The 25,357-nt window shown below is 45.6% G+C and carries 22 protein-coding genes; 3 read left to right on the top strand and 19 right to left on the bottom strand.

Features of this window, described 5'->3' with window-relative positions; genetic code table 11:
* Positions 1-49: 49 nt before the first annotated feature.
* From accA to rpsB, 17 genes are all read right to left on the bottom strand, one after another.
* Positions 50-1,009, bottom strand: coding sequence for an acetyl-CoA carboxylase carboxyl transferase subunit alpha (accA, locus tag DBX26_RS10760; protein ID WP_020335136.1), 960 nt, complete (start codon positions 1,007-1,009; stop codon positions 50-52).
* A gap of 47 nt (positions 1,010-1,056) precedes the next feature.
* Positions 1,057-4,536, bottom strand: a complete 3,480-nt coding sequence (gene dnaE / locus DBX26_RS10765) for a DNA polymerase III subunit alpha (RefSeq protein ID WP_014232750.1) — start codon at positions 4,534-4,536, stop codon at positions 1,057-1,059.
* Positions 4,537-4,615: 79 nt separating this feature from the next.
* Positions 4,616-5,269, bottom strand: a complete 654-nt coding sequence (gene rnhB, locus DBX26_RS10770; RefSeq protein ID WP_020335137.1) for a ribonuclease HII — start codon at positions 5,267-5,269, stop codon at positions 4,616-4,618.
* Positions 5,270-5,277: 8 nt separating this feature from the next.
* The gene (gene lpxB / locus DBX26_RS10775; protein ID WP_118119104.1) at positions 5,278-6,417 is read right to left on the bottom strand and encodes a lipid-A-disaccharide synthase; all 1,140 of its coding nucleotides are present in this window, start codon (positions 6,415-6,417) and stop codon (positions 5,278-5,280) included.
* Between the two features lie 112 nt (positions 6,418-6,529).
* Positions 6,530-7,318 carry an acyl-ACP--UDP-N-acetylglucosamine O-acyltransferase gene (gene lpxA / locus DBX26_RS10780; protein ID WP_020335139.1) on the bottom strand — a complete coding sequence of 263 codons (789 nt, stop codon included), beginning with the start codon at positions 7,316-7,318 and terminating at the stop codon, positions 6,530-6,532.
* 1 nt (position 7,319) lies between these two features.
* Positions 7,320-7,772, bottom strand: a complete 453-nt coding sequence (gene fabZ, locus DBX26_RS10785) for a 3-hydroxyacyl-ACP dehydratase FabZ (RefSeq protein ID WP_014232754.1) — start codon at positions 7,770-7,772, stop codon at positions 7,320-7,322.
* A 253-nt stretch (positions 7,773-8,025) separates the two neighbouring features.
* Positions 8,026-9,057 (bottom strand): UDP-3-O-(3-hydroxymyristoyl)glucosamine N-acyltransferase, encoded by a 1,032-nt coding sequence (gene lpxD / locus DBX26_RS10790; RefSeq protein ID WP_065300071.1) that lies wholly within the window; start codon positions 9,055-9,057, stop codon positions 8,026-8,028.
* A 6-nt stretch (positions 9,058-9,063) separates the two neighbouring features.
* Positions 9,064-9,573 carry an OmpH family outer membrane protein gene (locus DBX26_RS10795; protein WP_014232756.1) on the bottom strand — a complete coding sequence of 170 codons (510 nt, stop codon included), beginning with the start codon at positions 9,571-9,573 and terminating at the stop codon, positions 9,064-9,066.
* Positions 9,574-9,586: 13 nt separating this feature from the next.
* The gene (gene bamA / locus DBX26_RS10800) at positions 9,587-12,001 is read right to left on the bottom strand and encodes an outer membrane protein assembly factor BamA (protein WP_065302771.1); all 2,415 of its coding nucleotides are present in this window, start codon (positions 11,999-12,001) and stop codon (positions 9,587-9,589) included.
* A gap of 43 nt (positions 12,002-12,044) precedes the next feature.
* Positions 12,045-13,403: a sigma E protease regulator RseP gene (rseP, locus tag DBX26_RS10805; RefSeq protein ID WP_118119106.1), complete on the bottom strand. Its 1,359-nt coding sequence runs from the start codon at positions 13,401-13,403 to the stop codon at positions 12,045-12,047.
* Positions 13,403-14,608, bottom strand: a complete 1,206-nt coding sequence (gene ispC / locus DBX26_RS10810; RefSeq protein WP_118119108.1) for a 1-deoxy-D-xylulose-5-phosphate reductoisomerase — start codon at positions 14,606-14,608, stop codon at positions 13,403-13,405. The genes rseP and ispC overlap by 1 nt, the downstream gene beginning before the upstream one ends.
* Positions 14,609-14,658: 50 nt before the next feature.
* Positions 14,659-15,501 (bottom strand): phosphatidate cytidylyltransferase, encoded by an 843-nt coding sequence (locus DBX26_RS10815; protein WP_041170259.1) that lies wholly within the window; start codon positions 15,499-15,501, stop codon positions 14,659-14,661.
* Positions 15,502-15,513: 12 nt separating this feature from the next.
* Entirely contained in the window at positions 15,514-16,269 is a 756-nt protein-coding gene (locus DBX26_RS10820) for an isoprenyl transferase (RefSeq protein ID WP_014232761.1), read from the bottom strand.
* A 96-nt stretch (positions 16,270-16,365) separates the two neighbouring features.
* The gene (frr, locus tag DBX26_RS10825; protein WP_014232762.1) at positions 16,366-16,923 is read right to left on the bottom strand and encodes a ribosome recycling factor; all 558 of its coding nucleotides are present in this window, start codon (positions 16,921-16,923) and stop codon (positions 16,366-16,368) included.
* 95 nt (positions 16,924-17,018) lie between these two features.
* Positions 17,019-17,750, bottom strand: coding sequence for a UMP kinase (gene pyrH, locus DBX26_RS10830; protein WP_005494271.1), 732 nt, complete (start codon positions 17,748-17,750; stop codon positions 17,019-17,021).
* A gap of 147 nt (positions 17,751-17,897) precedes the next feature.
* Positions 17,898-18,743: a translation elongation factor Ts gene (tsf, locus tag DBX26_RS10835; RefSeq protein WP_014232763.1), complete on the bottom strand. Its 846-nt coding sequence runs from the start codon at positions 18,741-18,743 to the stop codon at positions 17,898-17,900.
* Positions 18,744-18,874: 131 nt separating this feature from the next.
* Positions 18,875-19,603 (bottom strand): 30S ribosomal protein S2, encoded by a 729-nt coding sequence (rpsB, locus tag DBX26_RS10840; RefSeq protein ID WP_014232764.1) that lies wholly within the window; start codon positions 19,601-19,603, stop codon positions 18,875-18,877.
* A 395-nt stretch (positions 19,604-19,998) separates the two neighbouring features.
* Here rpsB and map point away from each other — a divergent pair, with 395 nt between their 5' ends.
* The 3 genes from map (at position 19,999) to DBX26_RS10855 (ending at position 24,126) form a co-directional block, all read left to right on the top strand.
* On the top strand, positions 19,999-20,877 hold the full coding sequence (gene map, locus DBX26_RS10845; RefSeq protein ID WP_014232765.1) for a type I methionyl aminopeptidase: 879 nt from the start codon (positions 19,999-20,001) through the stop codon (positions 20,875-20,877).
* Positions 20,878-20,976: 99 nt separating this feature from the next.
* Positions 20,977-23,601: a bifunctional uridylyltransferase/uridylyl-removing protein GlnD gene (glnD, locus tag DBX26_RS10850; RefSeq protein WP_118119111.1), complete on the top strand. Its 2,625-nt coding sequence runs from the start codon at positions 20,977-20,979 to the stop codon at positions 23,599-23,601.
* A 141-nt stretch (positions 23,602-23,742) separates the two neighbouring features.
* A complete protein-coding gene (locus tag DBX26_RS10855) occupies positions 23,743-24,126 on the top strand; it encodes a DUF3461 family protein (protein ID WP_014232767.1) in 384 nt (127 codons plus the stop codon).
* Between the two features lie 84 nt (positions 24,127-24,210).
* On the opposite strand, the gene truC is transcribed toward DBX26_RS10855, so the two are convergent.
* Together truC and DBX26_RS10865 are read right to left on the bottom strand one after the other, a co-directional pair.
* Positions 24,211-24,987: a tRNA pseudouridine(65) synthase TruC gene (truC, locus tag DBX26_RS10860; RefSeq protein WP_118119113.1), complete on the bottom strand. Its 777-nt coding sequence runs from the start codon at positions 24,985-24,987 to the stop codon at positions 24,211-24,213.
* Positions 24,988-24,992: 5 nt separating this feature from the next.
* Complete coding sequence (locus tag DBX26_RS10865; protein ID WP_020335152.1) at positions 24,993-25,307, bottom strand: YqcC family protein; 315 nt, start codon at positions 25,305-25,307, stop codon at positions 24,993-24,995.
* Positions 25,308-25,357 lie beyond the last annotated feature (50 nt).

A 25,357-nucleotide genomic window follows, 5' to 3' on the forward strand; every position in this document is an offset into this window, starting at 1 on the left:
CTGGACTCACATCCAACCCTTTCTATTTTATCCGTTATCTAATCAGATATCAGCAGTAACCGTAGCTCATCAGACGCTGGTAACGACGCTCACGTAGCGACTCTTCGTCAAGCTGTTCTAGATCTTCCAACTGACGAAGCAGTGTTGCTTTCATGTTTGCAGCCATTTCAACGTGGTTACGGTGCGCGCCGCCTAGCGGCTCTTCGATGATCTCATCGATAAGCTCAAGCTCTTTAAGACGCGGAGCTGTCAGACCCATTGCTTCTGCTGCCTGAGGAGCTTTATCTGAATCACGCCACAGGATAGAAGCACAACCTTCAGGAGAGATAACTGAGTAAGTTGAGTACTGAAGCATGTTCACGTAGTCACCCACACCAATCGCAAGTGCACCACCTGAACCGCCTTCACCGACAACGTTACAGATTACTGGTACTTTCAGACCAGACATCACTTTCAGGTTTTTCGCGATCGCTTCAGATTGACCACGTTCTTCTGCACCAACACCTGGGTATGCGCCAGCGGTATCGATGAATGTGATGATTGGCATGTTAAAACGCTCTGCCATTTCCATTAAGCGTAATGCTTTACGGTAACCCTCAGGCTTTGGCATACCAAAGTTACGTTTCACTTTTTCTTTGGTCTCACGGCCTTTTTGGTGACCGATGATCATCACTGGTCGACCTTCCAGACGAGCAATGCCACCAACAATCGCTTTGTCATCCGCAAAAGCACGGTCACCCGCTAGTTCATCAAACTCTTCAAATGCATGCTGAATGTAGTCCAAAGTGTATGGACGTAATGGGTGACGAGCCAGTTGAGCTGTTTCCCAAGCGCCTAAGTTGCTGAATGTTTTTTTCTTCAGTTCCAGGCTTTTCTTCTCAAGCTGTTCGATTTCTTTATCCAGGTCAACCGCAGCATCACCACCGTGGCGAGATACATCGCGCAGGGCTTCAATTTTTGCTTCAAGTTCTGCAATTGGCTTTTCAAATTCAAGAAAGTTTAGGCTCATCTATGAATCCTTGTTTACTCAGCGTCTAAAATAATACGCTGAATTTTTTAGTTAAATTCAAGTTCTACCTGGTTTGTTCCAAGTAACTGTTTTAAATCGTCTATTAATGTATCACTTGGCGTTACTCGCCACTCGGTGCCCAATGTTAACCGCGCTCTGGCGTCGGCACGCTGGTAGTATACATTGACGGGTACGGTTCCGGCTTTGTGCGGTTCTAAAATACGACTGAACTGCTCAAAGAATTGATCATTGATCTGATTTGCATCAATCGATACCGACAGACCACGAGCGTATTTTTCACGCGCGCTGCCGAGATCCATAACTTCACGCGCCGACATTTTAAGGCCACCATTGAAGTCATCAAAGCTGACCTGTCCTGAAACGACCAAAATTCTGTCTTTTTCGAGAAGTTCAGCATATCGATCAAGCGCATCGGAGAATAGCATTACCTCCATTCGACCACTTCGGTCATCCAATGTCATGATACCAATACGTGTTCCACGCTTGGTTGTCATCACACGAGCGGCTATGACTAAACCAGCTACCGTCACTGATTGATCACGACGTGTTGGTGTCGCGTCTTTTAGTCGACAACTGGTGTATTTATTTAGTTCCTTCAAATACGCGTTAATCGGGTGCCCAGTCAAATATAAACCAAGAGTTTCGCGTTCACCTTCTAGCCAAACTTTTTCCGGCCAAGGCGGAACCTGGGTATATTTGTGCTCCACTTCTTCAGGTGCATCAGTCAGTACACCAAACATATCCGCCTGACCAAATGCCTCTGCCTGATGGTGTTGGCTTGCGGCTTTAACAGCATCATTGAGTGATGCCATCATCGCAGCACGATGTGGACCAAGTCTGTCTAAGGCACCTGCATAAATCAATTTTTCAATGACACGTTTGTTCACACGTTTCAGATCGATTCGAGCACAGAAATCAAACAGGTCTTTAAAGTGACCACCTTTGTTTCTCGCTTCCAAAATCGCATCAATTGGACCTTCACCCACGCCTTTTATCGCACCGATACCGTAAACAATAGCGCCGTTTTCATCAACATTAAAGCGATACAGCCCTGAGTTAATGTCCGGTGGCAGTACGGTAAGCTTCATACGGAAACATTCGTCGACCAGACCAACCACTTTCTCAGTGTTGTCCATATCGGCTGTCATTACCGCAGCCATAAATTCTGCTGGATAATGCATTTTTAGCCACAACGTTTGGTAAGAAACCAATGCGTATGCGGCAGAGTGCGATTTGTTAAAGCCGTAGCCAGCGAACTTTTCTACCAAGTCGAAGATTTTCATCGCCAACTCGCCGTCGACGCCATTCTTTACCGCGCCTTCCTCGAAGGTAGCACGCTGCTTGGCCATCTCTTCCGGCTTCTTCTTACCCATCGCACGACGAAGCATGTCCGCGCCACCAAGCGTGTAGCCAGACAGTACCTGCGCGATCTGCATTACCTGTTCCTGATACAGGATAATGCCGTAAGTCGGATCGAGAATCTCTTTTAATGACTCGTGTTGCCACTTTTCATCAGGGTAAGAGATCGCTTCCCGACCGTGTTTACGGTCAATAAAGTTATCTACCATGCCTGATTGCAATGGACCCGGACGGAAAAGTGCCACCAGTGCGATAATGTCTTCAAAACAGTCTGGCTGAAGTCGCTTGATAAGCTCTTTCATCCCACGCGATTCCAACTGGAATACGGCGGTGGTTTCTGAGTTTTGTAACAAGCGGAACGATGCCTGATCGTCGAGCGGGATAGATTCTATACGAACCGGCGCTTTACCTTCACGTTCTAAACGCGGGTTAATCAACCCAAGCGCCCAGTCAATAATGGTCAGTGTACGAAGACCAAGGAAGTCAAACTTAACCAAACCCGCAGTTTCAACGTCGTTCTTATCAAACTGTGTTACCGGGAAATGACCTTCTGAATCCGCATAAATTGGCGCGAAGTCCGTAATCGTGGTTGGTGAAATAACAACACCACCCGCGTGCTTACCTGCGTTTCGCGTACAACCTTCCAAGATGTGGCACATGTCGATGAGTTCTTTAACTTCTTCATCTGCCTCATAGAGCTCAGGAAGTGCTGGCTCAGCTTTGAATGCTTTATCCAGCGTCATACCCGGATCTGGCGGGATAAGCTTCGAGATTCGGTCGACAAAACCAAACGGATGACCTAGGACACGGCCCACATCACGAATTACCGCTTTGGCAGCCATCGTACCAAAGGTAATGATCTGAGATACCGCATCGCGACCGTACATTTCTGCTACGTGATCAATCACCTGGTCTCGTTTATCCATACAGAAGTCGACATCGAAATCGGGCATGGATACACGTTCTGGGTTCAAGAAACGTTCGAAGAGAAGATCATATTCTAGTGGGTCAAGGTCTGTGATTTTCAGTGCGTATGCCACCAGAGAGCCCGCACCCGAACCACGCCCTGGACCTACAGGAATATCATTGTCTTTCGACCACTGGATGAACTCCATTACGATCAGGAAGTATCCCGGGAAGCCCATCTGGTTGATAACATCCAGCTCGATTTGCAAACGTTCATCGTATTCAGGACGACGCTTTTTGCGTTCTTCTTCATCCGGAAACAGGAACTCCAGACGCTCTTCCAGACCTTCGCGAGACTTCATTACCAAGAATTCAGTCTCTTTCATTCCCTCAGTTGGGAACGCAGGCAGGAAGTACTCACCCAAACGAACGGTGACGTTACAACGCTTGGCTATCTCAACACTGTTTTCCAGTGCTTCAGGAATATCCGCAAACAGCTCACACATTTCCTCCTCACTGCGGAGGTATTGCTGTGGGCTGTAGTTTTTTGGTCTGCGAGGATCTTCTAATGTGTAGCCATCATGGATCGCTACGCGAATCTCATGGGCATCAAACAAATCAGAACTAAGGAAGACCACTTCGTTTGTTGCAACAACAGGCAGATCCACTTGCTCTGCCAGTTCAACGGCGAAGTGCAAGTAGGTTTCTTCATCCGGACGGCCAGTGCGGAGTAATTCTAGGTAATAACGATCTGGAAAGTGCTGTTTGTAAAATTCTACACAGCTCTGGACTAAGTTGCGGTTACCTTTTAGTAACGCTTTGCCGATATCACCATTTTTACCGCCAGAAAGAACGATTAACCCTTCTGACATCTCGGCTAACCAAGACTTATCAATCACTGGCTGATGCTGGATATGACCACGTAAATACGCTTTGGAGATAAGCAGCGTCAGGTTTTTGTAACCGACATTATCGGCTGCCAGTACTGTTAGCTGTGTCAGCTCCTCGCCGAACTCGTCAGATTGCATTTTGAAATCTGCACCGATGATCGGTTTTACACCGCAGCCATGTGCTGTGCCGTAAAACTTCACCAAACCACACAGGTTAGTGAAATCGGTCAATGCCATTGCAGGCATGCCAAGCTCGGCGACTTTCTTAACTATCGGTGGAACTTTGCTGATACCATCCACCATCGAAAAATCACTGTGAACTCGAAGGTGAATGAACTTGGGATCTGACATTAACAGGTACCGTGTAACTCTATTTTGTTTGGGATTCTAACCTAAAGGGAGTCGGGTTTATAACACCCATCCAATTAATTTAGCATTCTATGCCGAGTGCTCTCTTTACCGGCTTGAAGCTCTTGCGATGTTCATCAATCACACCATGTTGCTCTATTGCATCAAAGTGCGCTTTTGTTGGATACCCTTTGTGCTTTGCAAAGCCAAATTGAGGGTATTGTTTGTCGAGCTCTTCCATTTCTGTATCACGTACGACTTTAGCAATGATAGACGCAGCGCTAATCTCAGCGACTCGCAGGTCACCTTTGACCACCGCTTGTGCATCCATTGGCAACTCAGGACAACGGTTGCCATCAATAAGCACAAGATCTGGCTGAACATTTAAGCCAGCAATCGCACGTTGCATTGCCACCATGGTCGCTTGAAGAATATTTAACTCATCAATTTCTTGTGGCGAACAACGACCCACCGCCCAAGCGAGCGCTTTTTCTTTGATTTCTGGAAGCAAAGCTAAGCGCTTTTTCTCGCTAAGCTTTTTGGAGTCATTTAACCCTTCGATCGGGTTACTCGGATCTAAAATAACCGCGGCGGTCACGACATCCCCGACTAAAGGGCCACGCCCTACTTCGTCGACACCAGCGATAAGCTGATAGCCTTGTGGTGTTTCAAACGGTGGTAATTCGACCTTTGTTTTTGTCGTCTTGGTTTTGGTAGACTTAGCTTTCGCAACCATGTGGTTCTCTATTTCTTAATCAGTTCTAATACCGCGCTTGCGGCTTGTTGATCAGCATCTTTGCGGATCCAGTGATGCATTTCAGTAAACTTGTCGATCATTTCTCTATTATCGCTTTCCAATAGACGAGAGACTTCTTTGAACAGGTTCTCTGGCGTGCATTCATCCTGTAAATATTCTTTTACCAGTTCGTCATCAGCAAGGATGTTAGGTAATGACACATACTTGGTCTTCAGCAGACGTTTAGCTAAAAACGCTGTTAACGCATTAACACGATAACCAACCACCATAGGACGTTTTAGAAGCATGCACTCCAATGCAACGGTGCCTGATGCCAACATAACCGCATCTGAAGCGGTTATCACGTTACGCGCAGTATCATCCACCAGCGTAAAATTCAGCTCAGGCGCATGCTCTTTCCAAGCTTGCTCAAACTGCTCACGACGTTTTTGGTTGACCAGAGCCACCACAAACCCTAAATCCGGGTATTTCTGATGCAGTAATTTACAGGTTTCAATAAACGGCTGTGATAGCATTTTTAATTCACTACCACGGCTACCTGGCAATACGGCCAACCATTTTTTATCTTGATCTAAACCAAGTAACTCTCTTGCCGGTGCTTGCTCTGAGCGCAGCGGAATGGCGTCGGCCAGCGTGTGACCAATGAATTCACATGGCACATTAAACTTATCGTAAAACGCTTTTTCGAACGGAAGAAAGGCCAAAACCAGATTCGTCGCGGCTTCAATCTTAAAAATACGCTTTTGACGCCAGGCCCAAACAGAAGGGCTGACATAATGAACCGTTTTAATGCCCGCTTGTTTCAGATCCAACTCAAGTCGTAAGTTGAAATCCGGTGCATCAATACCGATAAAGACGTCTGGTGGATTTTCAGTGAAGTACTTCACTAATTCTGCTTTCACTTTTAGTAAGCGAGGCAAGCGACCTAAGACTTCAACCAAACCCATTACAGCCAACTCTTCCATATCGAAGAGGGATTCACAGCCTTGGGCAATCATTTTAGGACCACCAATACCGACAAACTCGGCGTTTGGATACTGCGCTTTCACAGCTTTAATAAAGCCTTCGCCCAGAGTGTCACCAGAAAGTTCTCCGGCAATGATGCCAATACGTAATGGTTTTTCCATATCGTTCCCGCTCTATGTACTATGGATAAGGTAATTCCCTATCCATAAAACACAAAAAGATCGCAGCCCAATTAGGGGCGCGATCTTTTCAATTTATTTGAACATCCGTGAATTAACGAATGATACCACGTTCCGTGGTTTCCAGAATGTCAGAGAATCGCTTCACTGCAGGAAACTCTTGCGCCATTTCAGCCAAAACTGGCTTCACTTCTTCCAGCGTTTTACCTGAACGGTAAATTTCTTTGTACGCCTTTTGAAGAGCACGAATTTCTGGCTTCTCGAAACCGTTACGCTTTAGCCCAACTAAGTTCAAGCCAAATGGCGTAGCGTGGTTACCTTGCGCAAGCACATACGCTGGAACGTCCTGAACAACCGCAGAACAACCACCAACATAAGCATACGCGCCGACTGTACAGAATGGGTGAATCGCAGAAAGCGCCATTACGCCAGCGTAATCATCTACCGTCACGTGGCCACCCAGAATCGAGTTGTTACCGATGTGAGTGTGATTTCCTACAACAACGTCGTGCGCAATATGAGCATTCACACACAGAAGGTTATCGTCTCCGATCACTGTGGTTGCTTTATCTTGAACAGTACCACGATGAACCTGAACCGCTTCGCGAATCACATTTCGGTCACCGATAACCACTGTTGTCTCTTCGCCGCCGTATTTCTTGTCCTGGTTTTCTTCACCAATGACAGCGTGCGGGAAAATACGGTTATCTTTACCAATTTTGGTATGACCTTTGATTACAACGTGAGACATGACTTCTGTGCCATCACCAATTTCTACCGTTGAGGTAATGTAGGTGAATGGCCCGACGGTCACATTAGCGCCAATTTTGGCACCTTCTTCTACCACCGCTGCCGGGTGGATTTTAGCGGTTTCATGAATCATATTAAAACTCTCGACGAGCACACTTCAGCTCAGCTGAACATACTACTTCGCCGTCTACTTTCGCTACACCACGAAATGCAGCAATACCACGGCGCTCTTTCAGAAATTCAACTTCAATCACCAACTGGTCACCTGGAACGACTGGTTTGCGGAATTTCGCGCCATCTACACTAGCAAAGTAGTACAGTTCATTCTCTGTTGGTGCACCAAATGATTTAAATGCCAATAGACCCGTAGCCTGAGCCATCGCTTCAAGAATCAAAACACCTGGGAATACGGGTAGTTGAGGAAAGTGACCTGTGAACTGAGGTTCGTTAACCGACACATTTTTAAGCGCGTGAAGGTATTTCTCTTCTTGGAAGTCAGTCACACGGTCGATCAATAAGAATGGGTAGCGATGAGGTAAAAGCTCTTGAATCTCAGAGATGTTCATCGTTTTCTTTTCAGTAGTCAAAGTCGTATTCCTATATAAATTCTCTATAACCAAGATGGCACGGCAGCGGCAATAGCCGCAAAAAATTAAAATGCCTGCAAAGTGTATACCAGCTTGATGTTATATCAATCGTAGTAAACAGCTGTTCATTCTAGCTTGTTAATACGCTATTTCTGACCACTTACTTACTGTGATTGATATTCAATATACTAATAGCGCGTCATTATAGAAGAAAAAGACTCGCATTTCGCGAGTCTTTGCTCAGAATATGGAACTAAGATTCTTCTTTTGGCTCTAGCAGTTTCTCAACGGCTTTCAAGCGTTTATTCATTTCATCAATACGGTGAACTCGAGTTGCGGTTTTACGCCATTCTTTGTTCGTCTGTAGTGGAATACCCGATGAATAAAGGCCTTTTTCTTCGATACTGCGCATGACCATGCTCATACCGGTGATAGCGACACCATCTGCAATGGTGATGTGGCCATTAAGAACCGACGCGCCGCCGATCTGACAGTACTTACCAATTGTAGTACTGCCCGCCACAATAGTACCACCAGGCATCACGGTACCATATCCGATGTGAACGTTGTGCGCGATTTGAAGCTGGTTATCAAGAATCACGTTGTCTTCAATAACCGTATCTTCTAATGCACCACGGTCAATTGTCGTACATGCGCCGATCTCAACACGGTTTCCGATACGCACAGATCCAAGTTGAGGGATTTTAATCCACTCGCCTTTGTCATTCGCATAACCAAAACCGTCAGAGCCGATCACTGTGCCTGATTGAACCAAACAATCATCGCCCAGAGAAACTTCATGATAGATAGTCACATTAGCCCAAAGCTTGGTGTTATTACCCAGCTTGGCATTTTTACCGATAAAGCAACCTGCACCAACAATCACGTTGTCGCCAAGTTCTACACCCGTTTCAATGACAGCGTTTGCCCCAATTGCAACGTTATCACCCATCTTGACGTCAGATGCAATCACGGCACTTGGTGCAATATCTTGTGCAGGTTGTGGGGTTGTGTCCATTGCCTGAACAACGTGCGCAAAAGCAACGTAAGGATCCGCAACAACAAGTGCATTACCTGAACATTTGTCTTTATGCTCTGCTTTTACCATCACAACCGTTGCTTGGCACTCAGATAAGTGCTTTGCATACTTTGGGTTAGACAAAAAGGTTACATCACCTTCTTGTGCTTTATCCATTGGAGCGACACGGCTAACAACAAGCGTGTCATCACCAAATAATTCGCCACCAGTAATTGTTGCCAACTCGGCTAATGTTAATGTCTTCATAACTTCTTATTTTAGAGCTTTAATTACGTCTTCAGAGATGTTGTATTCTGGCTTACCGTATTGAAGTGCAGAGATATCAATAACGAGATCGTAACCTTTGTTCTTCGCAACTTTTGTCACGGCATCTTGAATCGTTTTAAACAGCTTCGCTTTTTCTTCCGCTTCACGACGAGCACTTGCTTTATCTAGTGCTTGCGCTTTTACTTTGTACTCACTGTCTAGTTTTGCGATATCGATACGTAGCTTTTCAATTTCGTCCTGACCTAGAAGCTCGCCATCGCGCTGTAGTTTCTCAATCTTCGTTTTTGCTTGAGATTGAATTTTCTTAAGTTCGTCGGCTTTACCTTTAAAGTCTTTCTGCATTTTTTGCAAAACAACTTCACGCTGAGGAAGTGCTTGAAAAACTTGAGCGGTATTCACGTATGCAATTTTTTGTGCCGCTTCTGCCGCGTTTGCAAACATTGATGAGCTAAGTACAAGAAGGCCAATCCCAGCCGCTTTGATCATTTTATTCAAAATATTTTCCTCTTTAGAAGGTTCGACCGATAGTGAAGGTGAAGAATTCTTCATCATCGCCATCATATTTCTTAATTGGTTTCGCTAGTGAGAATACTAGAGGCCCCATTGGAGACATCCATTGCAACGCCGCACCATAAGATGAGCGGTAATTGGTTGGATCTGAGTAGTCGTAATAGTATTTATCACCATACTCCGCACCAGAGTCGCGGTAGTCAAATTCCGTATCCCAGACACTTGCCATATCGAAGAAGATACTGGTACGAATTTGATTACGAACTTCATCCGATGCGAACGGCGTTGGAACGATAAGTTCCAGGCTTGCCAATGCGACGGCGTTACCACCTACAGCATCGTCTGTTGCCGTATCAGCACCATTGTTTGAGCCCGAGTAATCACGGTATACCGCTTTAGGACCAACCGAGTTGGAGCCGAAACCACGTAGCGATGTAAAGCCACCTGCGTAGTAGTTTTCGTAGAATGGGAACAAGTTATCGTTACCATTCGTTTCACCGTAGCCATTACCATAACCTAGGCGACCACGGAACAAGAGCGTGAACTCGTGTTTTTCGGTCAAAGGCATGTATTGACGAACATCGTACTGCATTTTGAAGTACTGAACGTCAGAGCCAGGTACCGTCATTTTGTAAAACGCGCGTTGGTGATTACCTGCCGTCGGGAAGTAACCACGGTTCAGGTTATTGCGTGTCCAGGAGATATTGATGTCAAAATCGTTAGTGTTCAATGAACCATCTGAATCAATATTGTCCGCTTGCGCACGTAAGAACTGCTCTACCTGTAAGTAAGGTGATAAGTTACCGATCTTGTTGTGCGTGTAGCCAACACCAAACTCAAAGCGGTTTAGCTCATCGAATGGGAAACCCCATGTCAGGCTACCACCGTAACTTTGGTTGGTGTAGTCAACAATACCCGCTTCAGAGGCTTCAAACTCATCGTAGAAGATCTTACCGCCCAAACTTACCCCATCGAGGTTCCAGTATGGGTCGCGGTAATCTAAGCTGATGTTCTTTTGGTAATCGTTCATCATGGCATTAACACCAACGCGATTACCACTGCCTAAGAAGTTGTCCTGCTGTAGACCAACCTGGAAGCTGACACCAGATTCAGTACCGTAGCCAACACCAAAGTTGACACTACCTGAGTTCGCTTCTTTCACTGAGTAAACAAGATCTACCTGATCATCACTTCCTGGAACACGAACGGTTTGTACTTCAACGTTTTCAAAGTAGCCAAGACGGTTAAGACGAGTTTTACCCGTTTCAATCGATTTAGAATTCAACCAGCTGCCTTCCATCTGACGCATCTCACGACGAAGCACTTCATCTTTTGTCGCGTTGTTACCCGTAAAGCGGATATCACGAACGTAAATTCGGTTACCCGGGTCAACGTTTACGACCAATGAAACTTCTTTGTTTTCATCATCAAATTCAGGAATGGTATTTACCTGCGGATACGCATAACCAGACTCACCTAGAACGCGCTTAACGCCTTCTTCCATCGAAGTGACAAGCGAACCATTGTAAGTTTCGTTGCTTTCAAATGGCACCATGCTTTCGAATGCATCTTGTTCGCCTACAAGGTCACCGCGGAATTTTACGTCCTTAACGGTGTATACCTCTCCCTCTTCCAAGCCAAGAGTAATGTATACCCCTTTCTTGTCAGGAGAGATTGCTACCTGTGTTGAATCAACGTTAAATTTCAGGTAACCACGATCAAGATAGAAAGACTTCAGCGCTTCGATATCACCAGCAAGTACCTGCTTTTGGTATTTTTCATCAGCTAGGAAGTTCCACCAAGGCACGTCAACATTCAAGTTGAAACGGGACAATAGTTCTTCGTCAGAAAAGACTTCATTACCAATAAAGTTGATTTGCTGAATTTTTGCCGATACACCTTCGGTGAAGACAAACTTCAGATCGGAACGGTTACGTGGCAATGGAGTAACGACCGCTTTTACTGTCGCGTTATATTTACCCACACTGTAGTAAAAGTCTTCCAAGCCTTTTTCGATATTGCTTAGCGTTGTACGGTCAAGCGCTTCGCCTTCACGAATACCTGATGCGTTCAGGTTTTCTTGTAGCTGCTCGTCCTTGATTGCTTTGTTGCCTGAAAATGAGATGCTAGCAATGGTCGGACGCTCTTTTACTTGAACAACAAGCACCTCACCATCACGCAGTACTCTCACATCTTCAAAGTTACCAGATGCGTACAGTGCGCGGATAATTTCTGCAACATCGCCTTGGCCAATGGTATCACCGACGCGGACAGGCATTTTCAGCAACGCAGCACCTAGTGCAACACGCTGCAATCCATCGATTTCAATATCTTGAACTACGAAGTTCTCTGCTCCATTTGCAGACACACTGGTCGCCAGTAAACTTGCAAATAGAATTCGCTTAATCGCCATACTTGTTCTAATTATTCCTTGCTACTGCTTTGTCTCTGAACTCTCACAGACGAGTAAAATCATTAAATAGCGCTAACGCCATGAGCGAGAAGATGATCGCACCACCAATTCGGTATCCCATTTCCTGTATTCTTTCTGGAACTGGGCGTCGAATAACCGCTTCAATTGCAAAAAACAACAAATGACCGCCATCCAACATTGGTAAAGGTACGAGGTTAATAATACCTAGGTTAACACTAATTAGAGCGAGAAAACCTAAAAAATAGACCAGACCATAGTCTGCCGTCGCCCCTGCCCCCTTCGCAATCGAAATAGGGCCACTCAGATTATTCAGGCCAACGTCGCCGACAATCAGTTTTTTAAGCATACTGACTGTCAGCCCGACAACTTGACCCGTTTTATCAATCGCTTTGCCAATTGATTCGAATACACCAAACTGTAAATCGAAGCGATAACTTTCGGGCCATTCTGCGACTTCAGGGGCAATGCCCGCGAAGCCAATGACGTCTTTGTTAGCCAGCTCACGACTGCCCGGGGTCAACGTTAATGTCTGATGATAACCGTCACGTAGAACGGTCAACTCGATTGGTGTGTTTGGGTTAGAGCGAACTGCTTCTACCACATCATCCCAAACGGCCACCGTCTTACCAGCAATCGAAACAATTTCGTCTCCTGGCATTACTCCGGCTAGCTCCGCAGCACCACCTTCTGTAACTTGCTGGATCGTCGTATAAATCTCCGGAGTATACGGTTCAAAACCTAGTGAGTGCATCGCAGACTCTGTTTCCGGATCAAATTTCCAATCACGAAGGTCGAGCGTCTTTGTCACCTCAGAGCCGATTTCATCATTTGCTTCCACGGTAACTGTCATCAAATCATCACCAATATGAGAAATCAATCCCATATTTACTGATTCCCAGTCCGGAGTTTTGATACCAGAGATTGCTTTTAGTTCCATCCCAGATTCAATTCCTGCCTCAGCAACAATCGAATTGGGCGTAACATCACCCACTACAGGCTTAACTGCGGGTACACCAATGAGGAAAACCAGCCAATAAGCAAAGATAGCAAATAAGAAGTTAAAGATGGGGCCAGCAGCCACAATCGAGGTGCGCTTCCAAAGCGGCTTTTGATCAAAAGCTAAGTGCTTTTCATGTTGAGGAACGTCATCAACACGGCTATCCACCATTTTGACATAGCCGCCAAGAGGGATCATAGAGATGCTGTATTCGGTTCCGTCTTTGCCCATCTTTTTCCAGATTGACTTACCAAAACCGATTGAAAACTTTTCAACTTTAACGCCGCAACGACGCGCAACCCAAAAGTGACCAAACTCGTGCACAGCCACAAGAATGCCAAGTGCAACGATAAAAGAAACGAGATTCCACAAAATACCAGTCATTAGCCACGCTCGCGTATCAATTCAAGGGCGATAGTTCTAGCCATTCTATCTAGCTCTAACAAGCTTTCCAAGCTATTCACATTCTCAGCTTTGCAGCTTGCACTGATTTTATTCAACACAGCCCCATTGATGCGAGCTATGTCAGTAAAACCAAGGCGATTATTTAGAAATGCATCAACAGCTACTTCATTCGCTGCATTAAGTGCCGTCGTCGCATGTTGACCTTCGTAACACGCATCAATCGCCAGTTTCAAACATGGGTATCGCGCAAAGTCAGGCTGCAAAAATGTCAGCTCACCCACCTGAGTGAAATCCAGCGGTTTAACCCCTGCATGAACGCGAGACGGGTAAGACATGGTCAGTGCAATTGGCGTTGCCATATCTGGCTCACCCATTTGAGCCAAAACAGAACCATCGCGATACTGCACCATAGAATGAATCACTGACTGCGGATGAATAATTACTTTTAACTGCTCGCGTGATGCGTTAAATAGCCATTTCGCTTCGATGTACTCTAAGCCTTTGTTCATCATTGTCGCAGAGTCAACCGAGATTTTTGGCCCCATTGACCAATTAGGGTGTGCAATAGCCTGTGCTGGCGTGACTTTTTCTAACTCAGCAATGTCAGTATAACGGAATGGCCCACCAGAGCCTGTCAGTAAAATATGAGAAATTCCATGCTCATCTAGATGACATCGACCTAAACTGGTTTGAACTTGCTCTGGAAGACACTGGAAAATAGCATTGTGCTCGCTATCGACAGGCAACAACTCTGCGCCATACTGCTCAACCGCATCAATGAATAGCTGCCCTGACATGACCAATGCTTCTTTGTTCGCCAGTAGCACTCGTTTACCTGCTTTTACCGCGGCCATCGTAGGCAATAAACCAGCAGCTCCAACAATCGCCGCCATTACGCTATCGACTTCATCTAATGAAGCAACATGACAAAGAGCGTCAACACCACCAAGCACCTCTGTACCCGGAGCTAAAGAATCGATTTCAGACTTAAGCGCAGTGGCCGCAGACTTATCCGCCATAACAGCGTATTTAGGCTGCCATTTACGACAAAGTGCCACCATCTTTTCAACGTTAGTACCGGCTGCAAGTGCTACGACAGAAAATAGCTCTGGATTCTGTTCGACCACTTTAAGTGTGCTTGCACCTATTGAACCTGTTGCACCAAGAATCGTTAACTTTTGCATGTTGTAAGACCGTTATAAAAACTCAGGAGCGTAAAGCCGCTCCCGATAAATTAGAATACGTAGTAAAGAAGAGCAAAGACGGGAAATGCAGCGGTTAGGCTATCGATGCGATCAAGCACGCCGCCGTGTCCTGGAATTATATTACTGCTGTCTTTAATGCCTGAGACGCGTTTGAACATACTTTCAACCAAGTCGCCAAGCACGGAAATGACAACCGTGATAAGCGTGATGATCACCATATGAACTGAACTCGTGAAATGAATATCAAACCAGTCAGCGAATAACCAACCAACGAGCAGAGCAGCAATGATGCCTCCAATTAAGCCCTCGATGGTCTTATTCGGGCTAACATTTGGCGCCATTTTGCGCTTACCCATACTTTTACCAGCAAAGTAAGCTCCGCTGTCTGCAGCCCATACCAAGAAACAAACGAAAAGAACCAGCTTTGCGCCGTGGTATGGATCTACCGTGATATCGGAAGCTCTCAGGATAATGACGCTCCAAAGAAAAGGAATTAACGTCAGGAAGCCAAAAATGTGCCTTAGAACAAGGCTACTCTGCCAAGTTTTAGTGGTTTTTGGGTAGGTGATCGCCATTAAGCTGGCAATAATCCACCATACGAAACCAAGTCCAAGCATCACATAGTGCGGCGTTGATAAGTGATTGAGACTATTTGCCTCAGGTGAGATGTAAAAAAAACTGAGTCCGGTAACAATTGCTGCCGGAATAAGCGCTGCAATTCTAGAACGACTGCCTGTAAACTGGGTCCACTCCCAAAATCCTAACAAGGTTATCGCTGTCAATGCGATGATAAAACCCATCAGGGGTAACTTAAAAATGCCTAAAATAACCAGGGGAGCTAAAATTAGTGCCGTTATTATTCTCTGTTTCAAACTAATTAGTCCTTATTGAGCTGCCATCAATGCCTTTACTTGTTCACCAGTGCAGCCAAAACGGCGCTCTCGGTTAATAAACCAGGTTACTGCTTCGACCAGACTGTCTTCATCGAATTCTGGCCAGTATTCTGGTGTAAAGTACATCTCAGCATATGCCATTTGCCACAACATGAAGTTGCTAATGCGGCACTCACCACTGGTGCGGATAAGAAGATCCACCTCAGGTAAGTCTGCCATGGTCAAATGCTCGGTGATTAATTGCTCATTTATATCCTCTACACGTATTTCACCATTACGTGCTTTTTGTGCTAACGCTTTGGTTGCCTGTGTGATATCCCATTTGCCGCCATAATTGGCTGCAATGTTGATCACCATACCAGTGTTTTCTGCCGTTAGCTTTTCTGCTTCGATAATCTTCTTTTGCAGGCGCTCGCTAAACCGGCTGGTATCACCGATCACTCGCAACTGTAAGTTGTTTTTATGTAATTTTTTTACTTCACTGGACAGAACTGAGATAAACAGCTCCATCAATAGGCCAACTTCTTCCTCGGGACGACGCCAGTTTTCGCTGCTGAAAGCAAATAACGTCATGGATTTTATACCAAGCCGAGAAGCCGCTGCGACCGTCTTACGAACCGCACTTACGCCTTTTTTGTGGCCGAATACACGAGGTTTTCCTTTGGACTTAGCCCAACGACCATTACCGTCCATTATGATGGCAATATGTTTAGGAAGGGAGTCAGAGAAGGCTTGAGAATTTTGCATAAGGAGTTAATTGAGTTCCATCAGTTGGACAGACTAACATAAAAAAACGCTGAGCTGTGAGCACAGCGTTTTCCAACAGTGATGTAGGTGGGAGTATTAAACTTCCATCAACTCTTTTTCTTTTGCAGCAAGAACTTCGTCGATCTTCTTAACTGCTACGTCAGTCAGTTTTTGGATCTCGTCTTGTGCTTTACGATCTTCGTCTTCAGAGATTTCTTTGTCTTTTAGAAGCGCTTTAAGATCGTTGTTTGCGTCACGACGGATGTTACGTACTGCAACACGACCACCTTCAGCTTCACCACGAACGATCTTAACAAGGTCTTTACGACGCTCTTCTGTTAGCGGTGGAAGTGGAACGCGAATGATAGTACCAGCAGACATTGGGTTTAGACCAAGGTCAGACATCATGATCGCTTTTTCAACTTTTTGAGTTAGCTCTTTGTCGAAAACTGTGATTGCTAGAGTACGTGCGTCTTCAGCTACAACGTTCGCAATTTGGTTAAGAGGAGTAGCAGCACCGTAGTACTCAACAGAGATACCAGATAGTAGGCTTGGGTGTGCACGACCAGTACGAACTTTAGAAAGGTTGTTCTTTAGCGCTTCAACGCTTTTGTCCATGCGCTCTTGAGCGTCTTTTTTGATTTCGTTAATCACGGTTTCACCTTAAAAATGTCATCTTTCCTGAAGAAAGCTTAAAAGGGTTGAGCAAAGCGATACGCCATCCAACACTTCTTGGATGGCGTCTAGAATTATGCGTCAGAGTTGATCAGCGTGCCTTCTTCTTCACCCATCACCACGCGACGTAGTGCGCCTGGCTTGTTCATGTTAAATACGCGGATAGGCATTTTGTGGTCACGAGCAAGTGTGAACGCAGCCAAATCCATTACTTTAAGCTCTTTATCCAGAACTTCTGCGTAAGATAGCTTATCATACAGCTCTGCGTCTGGGTTTGCTACTGGGTCAGCAGTAAATACACCATCAACTTTTGTCGCTTTTAGAACTACGTCTGCTTCGATTTCGATACCACGTAAACACGCTGCTGAATCCGTTGTAAAGAATGGGTTACCTGTACCTGCAGAGAAGATAACAACACGGCCTTGACGAAGTTCACGAATCGCATCAGCCCAATTATAGTCGTCACATACGCCTTTAAGAGGAATTGCAGACATTACACGCGCGTTTACGTATGCACGGTGCAGAGCGTCACGCATTGCAAGGCCGTTCATTACTGTAGCAAGCATACCCATGTGGTCGCCCACTACACGGTTCATGCCAGCTTCTGCAAGACCAGCACCACGGAACAGGTTACCGCCACCGATAACTACACCAACCTGAACACCTAGTTCAACAAGTTCTTTAACTTCTTGCGCCATACGATCAAGGATCGCTGGATCAATACCAAAACCGTCTTCACCTTGAAGAGCTTCACCACTCAGTTTTAATAGAATACGTTGATACGCTGGTTTAGGGTTCGTAGTCATGGAGTTTACCTTCCAAAGAGAGTTGTTGATTAACATTCATGGATAGCCACAAGCTTGCTTATAGCTATTCATCACGGCAAATCGTCTACTGCTCATAAAAAGACCGCAGCCAAGGCTACGGTCTAATTTTTATGCAGTCTCTAAGGATTAACCTTTTTGAGCCGCAGCAACTTCTTCAGCAAAGCTCATTTCTGCTGCTTTCTCGATACCTTCACCTACTTCTAGGCGAACGAATGTAGCAACTGAAGCGCCTTTTTCTTTCAGAATTTCACCTACAGTTTTCTTAGGTTCCATAATGAATGCTTGACCAGTTAGAGAGATTTCGCCAGTGAATTTCTTCATGCGGCCAACAACCATCTTCTCTGCGATCTCAGCAGGCTTGCCTTCGTTCATAGCGATTTCAACTTGAACTTCTTTCTCTTTAGCTACTACGTCAGCTGGTACGTCTTCTGGGTTAACGTACTCTGGCTTAGAAGCTGCAACGTGCATTGCAACGTGCTTAAGAGTTTCTGCGTCGCCTTCACCAGCAACAACAACACCGATTTTCTCACCGTGACGGTAAGAAGCGATTGCAGCACCTTCAACGTACTGTACGCGACGGATGTTGATGTTCTCACCGATTTTAGCTACTAGAGCTACGCGAGTTTCTTCGAATTGAGCTTGTAGTTCTTCAACTGTAGCTTTTGAAGCTAGAGCTGCAGCTGCAACTTCGTCTGCGAATGCAGTGAAGTTACCGTCTTTAGCAACGAAGTCAGTTTGGCAGTTAACTTCAAGAAGAACAGCAACGCCGTTTTCTTCTTTGATGATGATTGCGCCTTCAGCAGCAACGTTACCAGCTTTCTTAGCTGCTTTCGCTGCGCCTGATTTACGCATGTTTTCAATTGCTAGTTCGATGTCTGCGTTTGCTTCTACAAGCGCTTTCTTACATTCCATCATGCCAGCGCCTGTGCGCTCGCGAAGTTCTTTAACTAGAGCAGCAGTTACAGTTGCCATTCTGTATTCCTCGTTTGATTCGAAATAAGGTAAAAAACAGGGGCCTAACATTGTTGGCCCCCATTACTAACTATAACTTAGTTTATGCTACACAAAGGTTTCACATAGACCAAGTGTGACTAGAGCCGCTATTATTCAGCTTCTACGAAACCGTCTTTTTCAGCAACTACAGCAACGTCTTTGTTACGACCTTCAGTTACTGCTGAAGCAGCAGCGTTTAGGTATAGCTGTACTGCGCGGATCGCGTCGTCGTTACCTGGGATAACGTAGTCAACGCCGTCTGGGTTAGAGTTAGTATCTACCACAGCGTATACTGGAATACCTAGGTTGTTAGCTTCTTTAATTGCAATGTGCTCGTGATCAGCGTCGATTACGAATAGAGCGTCTGGTAGGCCGCCCATATCTTTGATACCACCAAGAGATTTCTCTAGCTTCTCCATTTCACGAGTGCGCATTAGAGCTTCTTTCTTAGTTAGCTTGTCGAAAGTACCGTCTTGAGACTGAGTCTCTAGGTCTTTTAGACGCTTGATAGACTGACGAACAGTTTTGTAGTTAGTTAGCATACCGCCCAACCAACGGTTGTTCACGTAGTACTGGTTGCTTGCGATAGCAGCTTCTTTAACAGCTTCAGATGCAGCGCGCTTAGTACCTACGAAAAGAACTTTACCTTTTTTCTCGCCAACTTTAGCGATTTCAGCTAGAGCGTCGTTGAACATTGGTACAGTTTTTTCTAGGTTGATGATGTGAACGCGGTTACGAGCGCCAAAGATGAATGGCTTCATTTTTGGGTTCCAGTAACGAGTTTGGTGACCGAAGTGAACACCAGCTTTCAGCATATCGCGCATTGATACAGTTGCCATTTTAAAATCCTCTATGGGGTTAGGCCTCCACATCCCCCATAACTCCGACCAAGCTTCTGCTCAGCACCCCGGAATATGTGACGGAATGTGTGTGATTTAAAGATAAAAGTTTGTCGGATGAAACCAGCTTCGTTGCTTTAGCTTTGACTAAGCAAAGAGAACAGACCTCTATTCCGGCGCGCTTTATATCATATTTTAGCTCAAGATGGCTAGTAAAAATTGTTTCTTATACTTTTCATTTTAGGCACGATACCTCCCTACTCAGCCTTAATTCTCTTACTACACTTCAAGTAAGAATGACTCATATTCTTAACTGGCTTGGGTTCACCGCCCGATGTCTGTTAGAATGCGGCCATTCGCACGTTTACGTGCTTACGAATAAGTAGAGAAAGCCAATGTCAATCAAGATTAAAACTGCTGAAGAAATCGAACGCATGCGCATTGCGGGCAAGCTTGCCGCTGACGTTCTAGAGATGATCGAACCGCACATTAAGGTCGGCGTGACGACAGAAGAACTCAACAAAATTTGTCATGAATACGCACTAGAAAAAGGCGCGTACTCGGCACCACTTGATTACCATGGATTCCCTAAATCGATTTGTACGTCTATCAACCACATCGTCTGTCACGGCATTCCAGCCGAGCAAGATGAGGTTGGCAGCAACGGGCAACTTAAACCTGCAGTACTAAAAGATGGCGACATTATTAACGTCGACATTACGGTTATCGTTCCTAACGATGAAAACGCAGACCTGAGCGTTCGCCCTCAAGGGTACCACGGTGACACGTCGAAGATGTTCCTGGTTGGTGAAGTATCGCCTGCTAATAAACGTCTGTGCATGGTAACGCAAGAAGCGCTTTACGTGGGCATGCGTCAGGTTAAGCCAGGTGCTACGGTTGGTGATATCGGTACGGCCATCGAAAAGTACATTAAAGAAAACAATAAGAACAACCCTCGCAACAAGTTCTCTATTGTGAAGGATTTCTGTGGTCACGGCATTGGTGATGAGTTCCATGAAGAGCCACAAGTGGTTCACTACAAGAACAAAGATCGTCGTGTGCTGAAAGAAGGTATGTGTTTCACTATCGAGCCGATGATTAACGCCGGTAAGTTTGGTTGCAGTGTCGATGCACAAGACGACTGGACGGTATACACAGGTGATGGCAAAAACTCAGCGCAATACGAGCACACGATTGTGGTAACGAAAGAAGGTTGTGAAGTCCTGACACTTCGCAGCGACGATACCATTCCTCGCCTGATGAAAAACGCGTAATAATTTCACTCAATCATATCCCCGCCCTCGCGGGGATATTTTTTATCTGCATCAAATTTGTTAGATTGCTAATAGTTTTAGCTTGCACGGATAGCAAATATGTCACTTCAGTCCCCTCTTACGTTTACCGATGAACAAATCAATATCGGGGAACTAAAACAAGAGCTAGAGAGATTTGGCTCAGAACAAAAACAAGAATTTCTTAATCACCATCCTGTTACGAGCTTGGTTCTCGCCCGAGCGGAATACATGGATTTGCTTCTAAAGCGTTTGTGGCAACACTTTGGCTTCAACGATATTTACAATATCTCTTTGGTTGCCGTAGGTGGTTATGGTCGCGGAGAGCTTCATCCATTATCTGACATTGATATCCTGATTCTTTCGAATAAAAAACTACCGACTTCACTAGAAGCAAAAATCAGCGAGTTCATTACGCTTTTATGGGACCTCAAGCTGGAAGTTGGTCATTCTGTTCGAACTGTTAATGAGTGTGCGGAAATTGGTCGCCATGACCTTACTGTCGCCACCAACCTTCAGGAAGCTCGGCTGCTGTGCGGCAGCGAAGACACCTTCCAGGCGCTAAAAAAAGTTGTGTTATCCGACTCGTTTTGGCCAAGTGAAACCTTTTATCGTGCCAAAATACAAGAACAGAGAGAGCGTCACGCTCGTTATCACGACACCACTTACAACCTAGAGCCTGATATCAAGTCAACACCTGGTGGCCTGCGCGATATTCATACGCTTAGCTGGGTTGCTCGCCGACACTTTGGTGCTACCTCTTTGCTCGAGATGAGTCGTTACGGCTTTTTAACCGATGCTGAGTACCGCGAGCTGGTCGAGTGTCAGGATTTCTTGTGGCGTGTTCGTTTCGCTTTGCACTTAGAATTACGCCGCTACGACAACCGTCTGACTTTCGCTCATCAAGCTCAAGTTGCAGAGAGCCTTGGCTACGTTGGCGAGGGCAATCGTGGAGTCGAAATGATGATGAAGGAGTTTTACCGTACCCTTCGTCGCGTGGCAGAGCTGAACAAAATGTTGCTCAAGCTGTTTGACCAAGCGATCATCAATGGTGGCATCACTGAAAATGCTGAAATATTAGATGGCGATTTTCAGCGACGCGGCTCATTGATTGAAGCCCGCAAGCCAGCTTTGTTTCAGGCTCGACCAGAAACCATACTCGATATGTTCTTGCACATCGCGAATGACTCCACTATTGAAGGGGTCAGCCCCCCTACTTTACGTCAGTTGCGAACCGCTCGCCGCCGCTTGAATAAGTTCCTGCATACCATCCCCGCTGCGCGTGAAAAGTTCATCGCGTTGTGCCGCCACCCAAATGCATTGCACAAAGCGTTTAGTTTGATGCACCGACTTGGCGTCATGGCCGCTTATCTGCCGCAGTGGAGCCAAATTGTTGGCCAGATGCAGTTTGACCTTTTCCACGCTTATACCGTTGACGAGCACAGCATCCGTTTATTGAAGCACATTCATACGTTTAACGACCCAGCGAATCACGAGAAGCATCCAATTTGTTGCGATATCTACCCTCGCATGCAAAAGAAAGAGCTGCTGATCATTGCAGCAATTTTCCATGACATTGGTAAAGGACGGGGTGGCGATCACTCGGTAATTGGTGAGGGAGAAGCGTATGATTTCTGTATAGAGCATGGGCTATCGAAACCAGAAGCGAAACTCGTCAGCTGGCTGGTAAGACACCACTTGCTGATGTCCGTTACCGCTCAACGACGCGACATCTACGATCCGGACGTGATTACTGAATTCGCCAAAAAGGTTCGTGATGAAGAGTCACTGGAATATTTGGTTTGTTTGACAGTCGCGGACATCAGTGCGACCAATCCAGAACTCTGGAACGCCTGGAAACGTACCCTACTTGCGGAGCTATTTTACTCTACACAGCGTGCTCTGCGTCGAGGCTTGGAAAACCCGGTTGATGTGCGTGAACGCATTCGTCACAATCAACAAATGGCATCAGCGATGTTGCGCAAAGAAGGGTTCTCAGCGCGTGAGATAGAAGTGTTGTGGCAACGCTTCAAGGCCGATTACTTCCTGCGTCACACTCATACTCAGATTGCGTGGCACTGTGCGCACTTACTGCGTATGGACGATTTAACCAAACCATTGGTGCTGATCAGTAAAAAAGCCACTCGTGGTGGTACTGAAGTTTTCGTTTACAGCAAAGACCAACCAGCGTTATTTGCGACCGTCGTAGCAGAGCTGGACAGACGCAACTTCAACGTGCATGACGCGCAGATCATGACGAGTAAAGACGGTCATGTCATCGATACCTTCATTGTTCTTGACCAACACGGTGAAGCAATCGATGAGTCTCGCCATGCGGCGGTGATCAAACACTTAACTCATGTGTTAGAAGACGGCAGGCCAACAAAGATTAAAACCCGTCGCACCCCGCATAAACTCCAACACTTTAATGTCAAAACCAAAGTGGATTTCTTGCCGACCAGAGGTAAGAAACACACCTTAATGGAATTTGTTGCGTTAGATACCCCGGGCTTACTGGCCAAAGTCGGGCGTACTTTTGCGGATTTGAATATTAATATTCACGGCGCAAAAATTACGACTATCGGAGAACGAGCGGAAGACTTATTCATTCTCACCAGCGGTACAGGCGGAAGACTCAGTGAAGAGCAACAAAATGCGTTGCGAGAGCAGCTCATTGAGACACTTTCTGAGGCGGTCACCGATTAAGTAAAGGAACTCGAATAACGTGGGCAAGAGTGATAGCGATCTTGCCCACAAGTTGAGCAATTTAACTAATTATCAGCTATCTAGCACGTACATTGGCTGCTAAAGTAAAACTGGTATCATTTCCGTATATAGAGGTAGCCTATGTTTCCACACCTCACTGGTTTGGGCATTCAAGACCCAAAACAGATTGAACGTTATTCCCTTCGTCAAGAGGCACATAAAGATGTGCTGAAAATCTACTTCCAAAAACAAAAAGGCGAGCTCTTCGCCAAAAGTGTCAAATTTAAATACCCACGCCAAATCAAAAATGTACTTGTAGACAGTGGCAGTCATCAATACAAAGAAGTCACCGAAATCAATCGCAACCTTACTTTAGTTATTGACGAACTAAATAAAATCACTAAGCCAACCAAAGTGGCTGAAGTCGACGTCAAAGAGAAAATCTTGTCTGATCTTCGCCATTTAGAAAAAGTCGTATCAAGCAAGATCGCAGAGATCGAAGCGGATCTAGAAAAACTCAAGTAACGATTTAAATACATAAAAATAATAAAGGGGTTGGTAAGTTCACCAACCCCTTTTTCTTTCGTTTTTTAAGAATGAACGAGTCCGTTAGCTCTTTGGACTAACAAGCCCTTCATCCCATTCAAATCGAGCAAATAGCTGCTGCCATGTCTCATCGATATTCGCTTCCATCACGATCTCTTCATTGGTAAAAGGATGAACAAAACGAAGCTCTGATGCATGCAATAACAAACGGTGAGAATCAAATTCAGTTCGATACAGTTTGTTGTGCTTACCATCACCATGAGAAGTGTCACCCACTATCGGATGGCGTAAGTGGGCCATATGACGACGAAGCTGGTGCTTACGTCCCGTTTTGGGTTTCATTTCCACTAGACAATAGCGCGTGGTTGGAAACTTCCCGGTAGAGTACGGCACTTCAACTTTTGCCAGAGGTTTATAAGCCGTGACAGCTTCTTGCGCTTCTTTTTCCTGAGAAGCGAACTTGTCCGCAATTTTATCCAATTCGACTTTAAGCGCGTAATCTAAAACACCCTCTTCCTCAATCCAGCCGCGCACGATGGCATGATAGGTTTTTTCCATTTTATGCTCAGCAAACATCGGCATCACTTGAGATGCGACCTCACTGGAAAGTGCGAACACTAGTACTCCAGAGGTTGGTCGATCTAAACGGTGCAGAGGAAAAACGTGCTGACCAATTTGATCACGCAACGTTTGCATGACGAACTGGGTTTCGTGTTTGTCTAACCAACTACGATGTACCAGCATACCGGCAGGCTTGTTCACCGCTACAAAGTATTCATCTTGATAAACAATCTCCAATTCCACTGGAGAAACGGCTTGTGATGTTTCTTGTTCTGACATTGAGGTTACTTACATAGTTCGTCGATAGTTCGGATGGTGACCAATAGCTCAGCGTATTGCGGCTCTTGTTTCCACACCTCTGAAAAATAGGGTTCAATTGAAAAACCACGTGGCAAAGGCTGGTTACTTTCAACCAAAACGCGCATTCGGGCAATAAATATCCACTGTAACCATTCATGTGGATGAAGGGTATCTATCGCAAACGGCTCTACACTTTGTAATGCTTGTGGCGATGGCATCGTTTGTTGCCAAAGTTGGTGCTTGTGCAGTTGCCCTTCAAGTTGGTGAAGTAATTCCGCCAATTTTGTGCTTGTAGTCATTAACTTTTACATATCGAACCTTGAATTAGCCGAGAATGATACCATCTCTT

This window comes from Vibrio sp. dhg (genome assembly GCF_003443775.1).
Lineage (GTDB): Bacteria > Pseudomonadota > Gammaproteobacteria > Enterobacterales > Vibrionaceae > Vibrio > Vibrio natriegens.

Bases quoted from the DNA above. Each gene is read 5' to 3' on its own strand.
- dnaE (WP_014232750.1), bottom strand. From the start codon at position 4,536: ATGTCAGATCCCAAGTTCATTCACCTTCGAGTTCACAGTGATTTTTCG.
- ispC (WP_118119108.1), bottom strand. From the start codon at position 14,608: ATGCAAAAGTTAACGATTCTTGGTGCAACAGGTTCAATAGGTGCAAGC.
- rpsB (WP_014232764.1), bottom strand. From the start codon at position 19,603: ATGGCAACTGTATCAATGCGCGATATGCTGAAAGCTGGTGTTCACTTC.
- lpxD (WP_065300071.1), bottom strand. From the start codon at position 9,057: ATGAAGACATTAACATTAGCCGAGTTGGCAACAATTACTGGTGGCGAA.
- DBX26_RS10820 (WP_014232761.1), bottom strand. From the start codon at position 16,269: ATGCAAAATTCTCAAGCCTTCTCTGACTCCCTTCCTAAACATATTGCC.
- lpxA (WP_020335139.1), bottom strand. From the start codon at position 7,318: ATGATTCATGAAACCGCTAAAATCCACCCGGCAGCGGTGGTAGAAGAA.
- DBX26_RS10855 (WP_014232767.1), top strand. From the start codon at position 23,743: ATGTTTCCACACCTCACTGGTTTGGGCATTCAAGACCCAAAACAGATT.
- DBX26_RS10865 (WP_020335152.1), bottom strand. From the start codon at position 25,307: ATGACTACAAGCACAAAATTGGCGGAATTACTTCACCAACTTGAAGGG.
- glnD (WP_118119111.1), top strand. From the start codon at position 20,977: ATGTCACTTCAGTCCCCTCTTACGTTTACCGATGAACAAATCAATATC.
- map (WP_014232765.1), top strand. From the start codon at position 19,999: ATGTCAATCAAGATTAAAACTGCTGAAGAAATCGAACGCATGCGCATT.
- accA (WP_020335136.1), bottom strand. From the start codon at position 1,009: ATGAGCCTAAACTTTCTTGAATTTGAAAAGCCAATTGCAGAACTTGAA.
- rseP (WP_118119106.1), bottom strand. From the start codon at position 13,403: ATGACTGGTATTTTGTGGAATCTCGTTTCTTTTATCGTTGCACTTGGC.
- bamA (WP_065302771.1), bottom strand. From the start codon at position 12,001: ATGGCGATTAAGCGAATTCTATTTGCAAGTTTACTGGCGACCAGTGTG.
- truC (WP_118119113.1), bottom strand. From the start codon at position 24,987: ATGTCAGAACAAGAAACATCACAAGCCGTTTCTCCAGTGGAATTGGAG.
- tsf (WP_014232763.1), bottom strand. From the start codon at position 18,743: ATGGCAACTGTAACTGCTGCTCTAGTTAAAGAACTTCGCGAGCGCACA.
- rnhB (WP_020335137.1), bottom strand. From the start codon at position 5,269: ATGGTTGCGAAAGCTAAGTCTACCAAAACCAAGACGACAAAAACAAAG.
- lpxB (WP_118119104.1), bottom strand. From the start codon at position 6,417: ATGGAAAAACCATTACGTATTGGCATCATTGCCGGAGAACTTTCTGGT.
- pyrH (WP_005494271.1), bottom strand. From the start codon at position 17,750: ATGACTACGAACCCTAAACCAGCGTATCAACGTATTCTATTAAAACTG.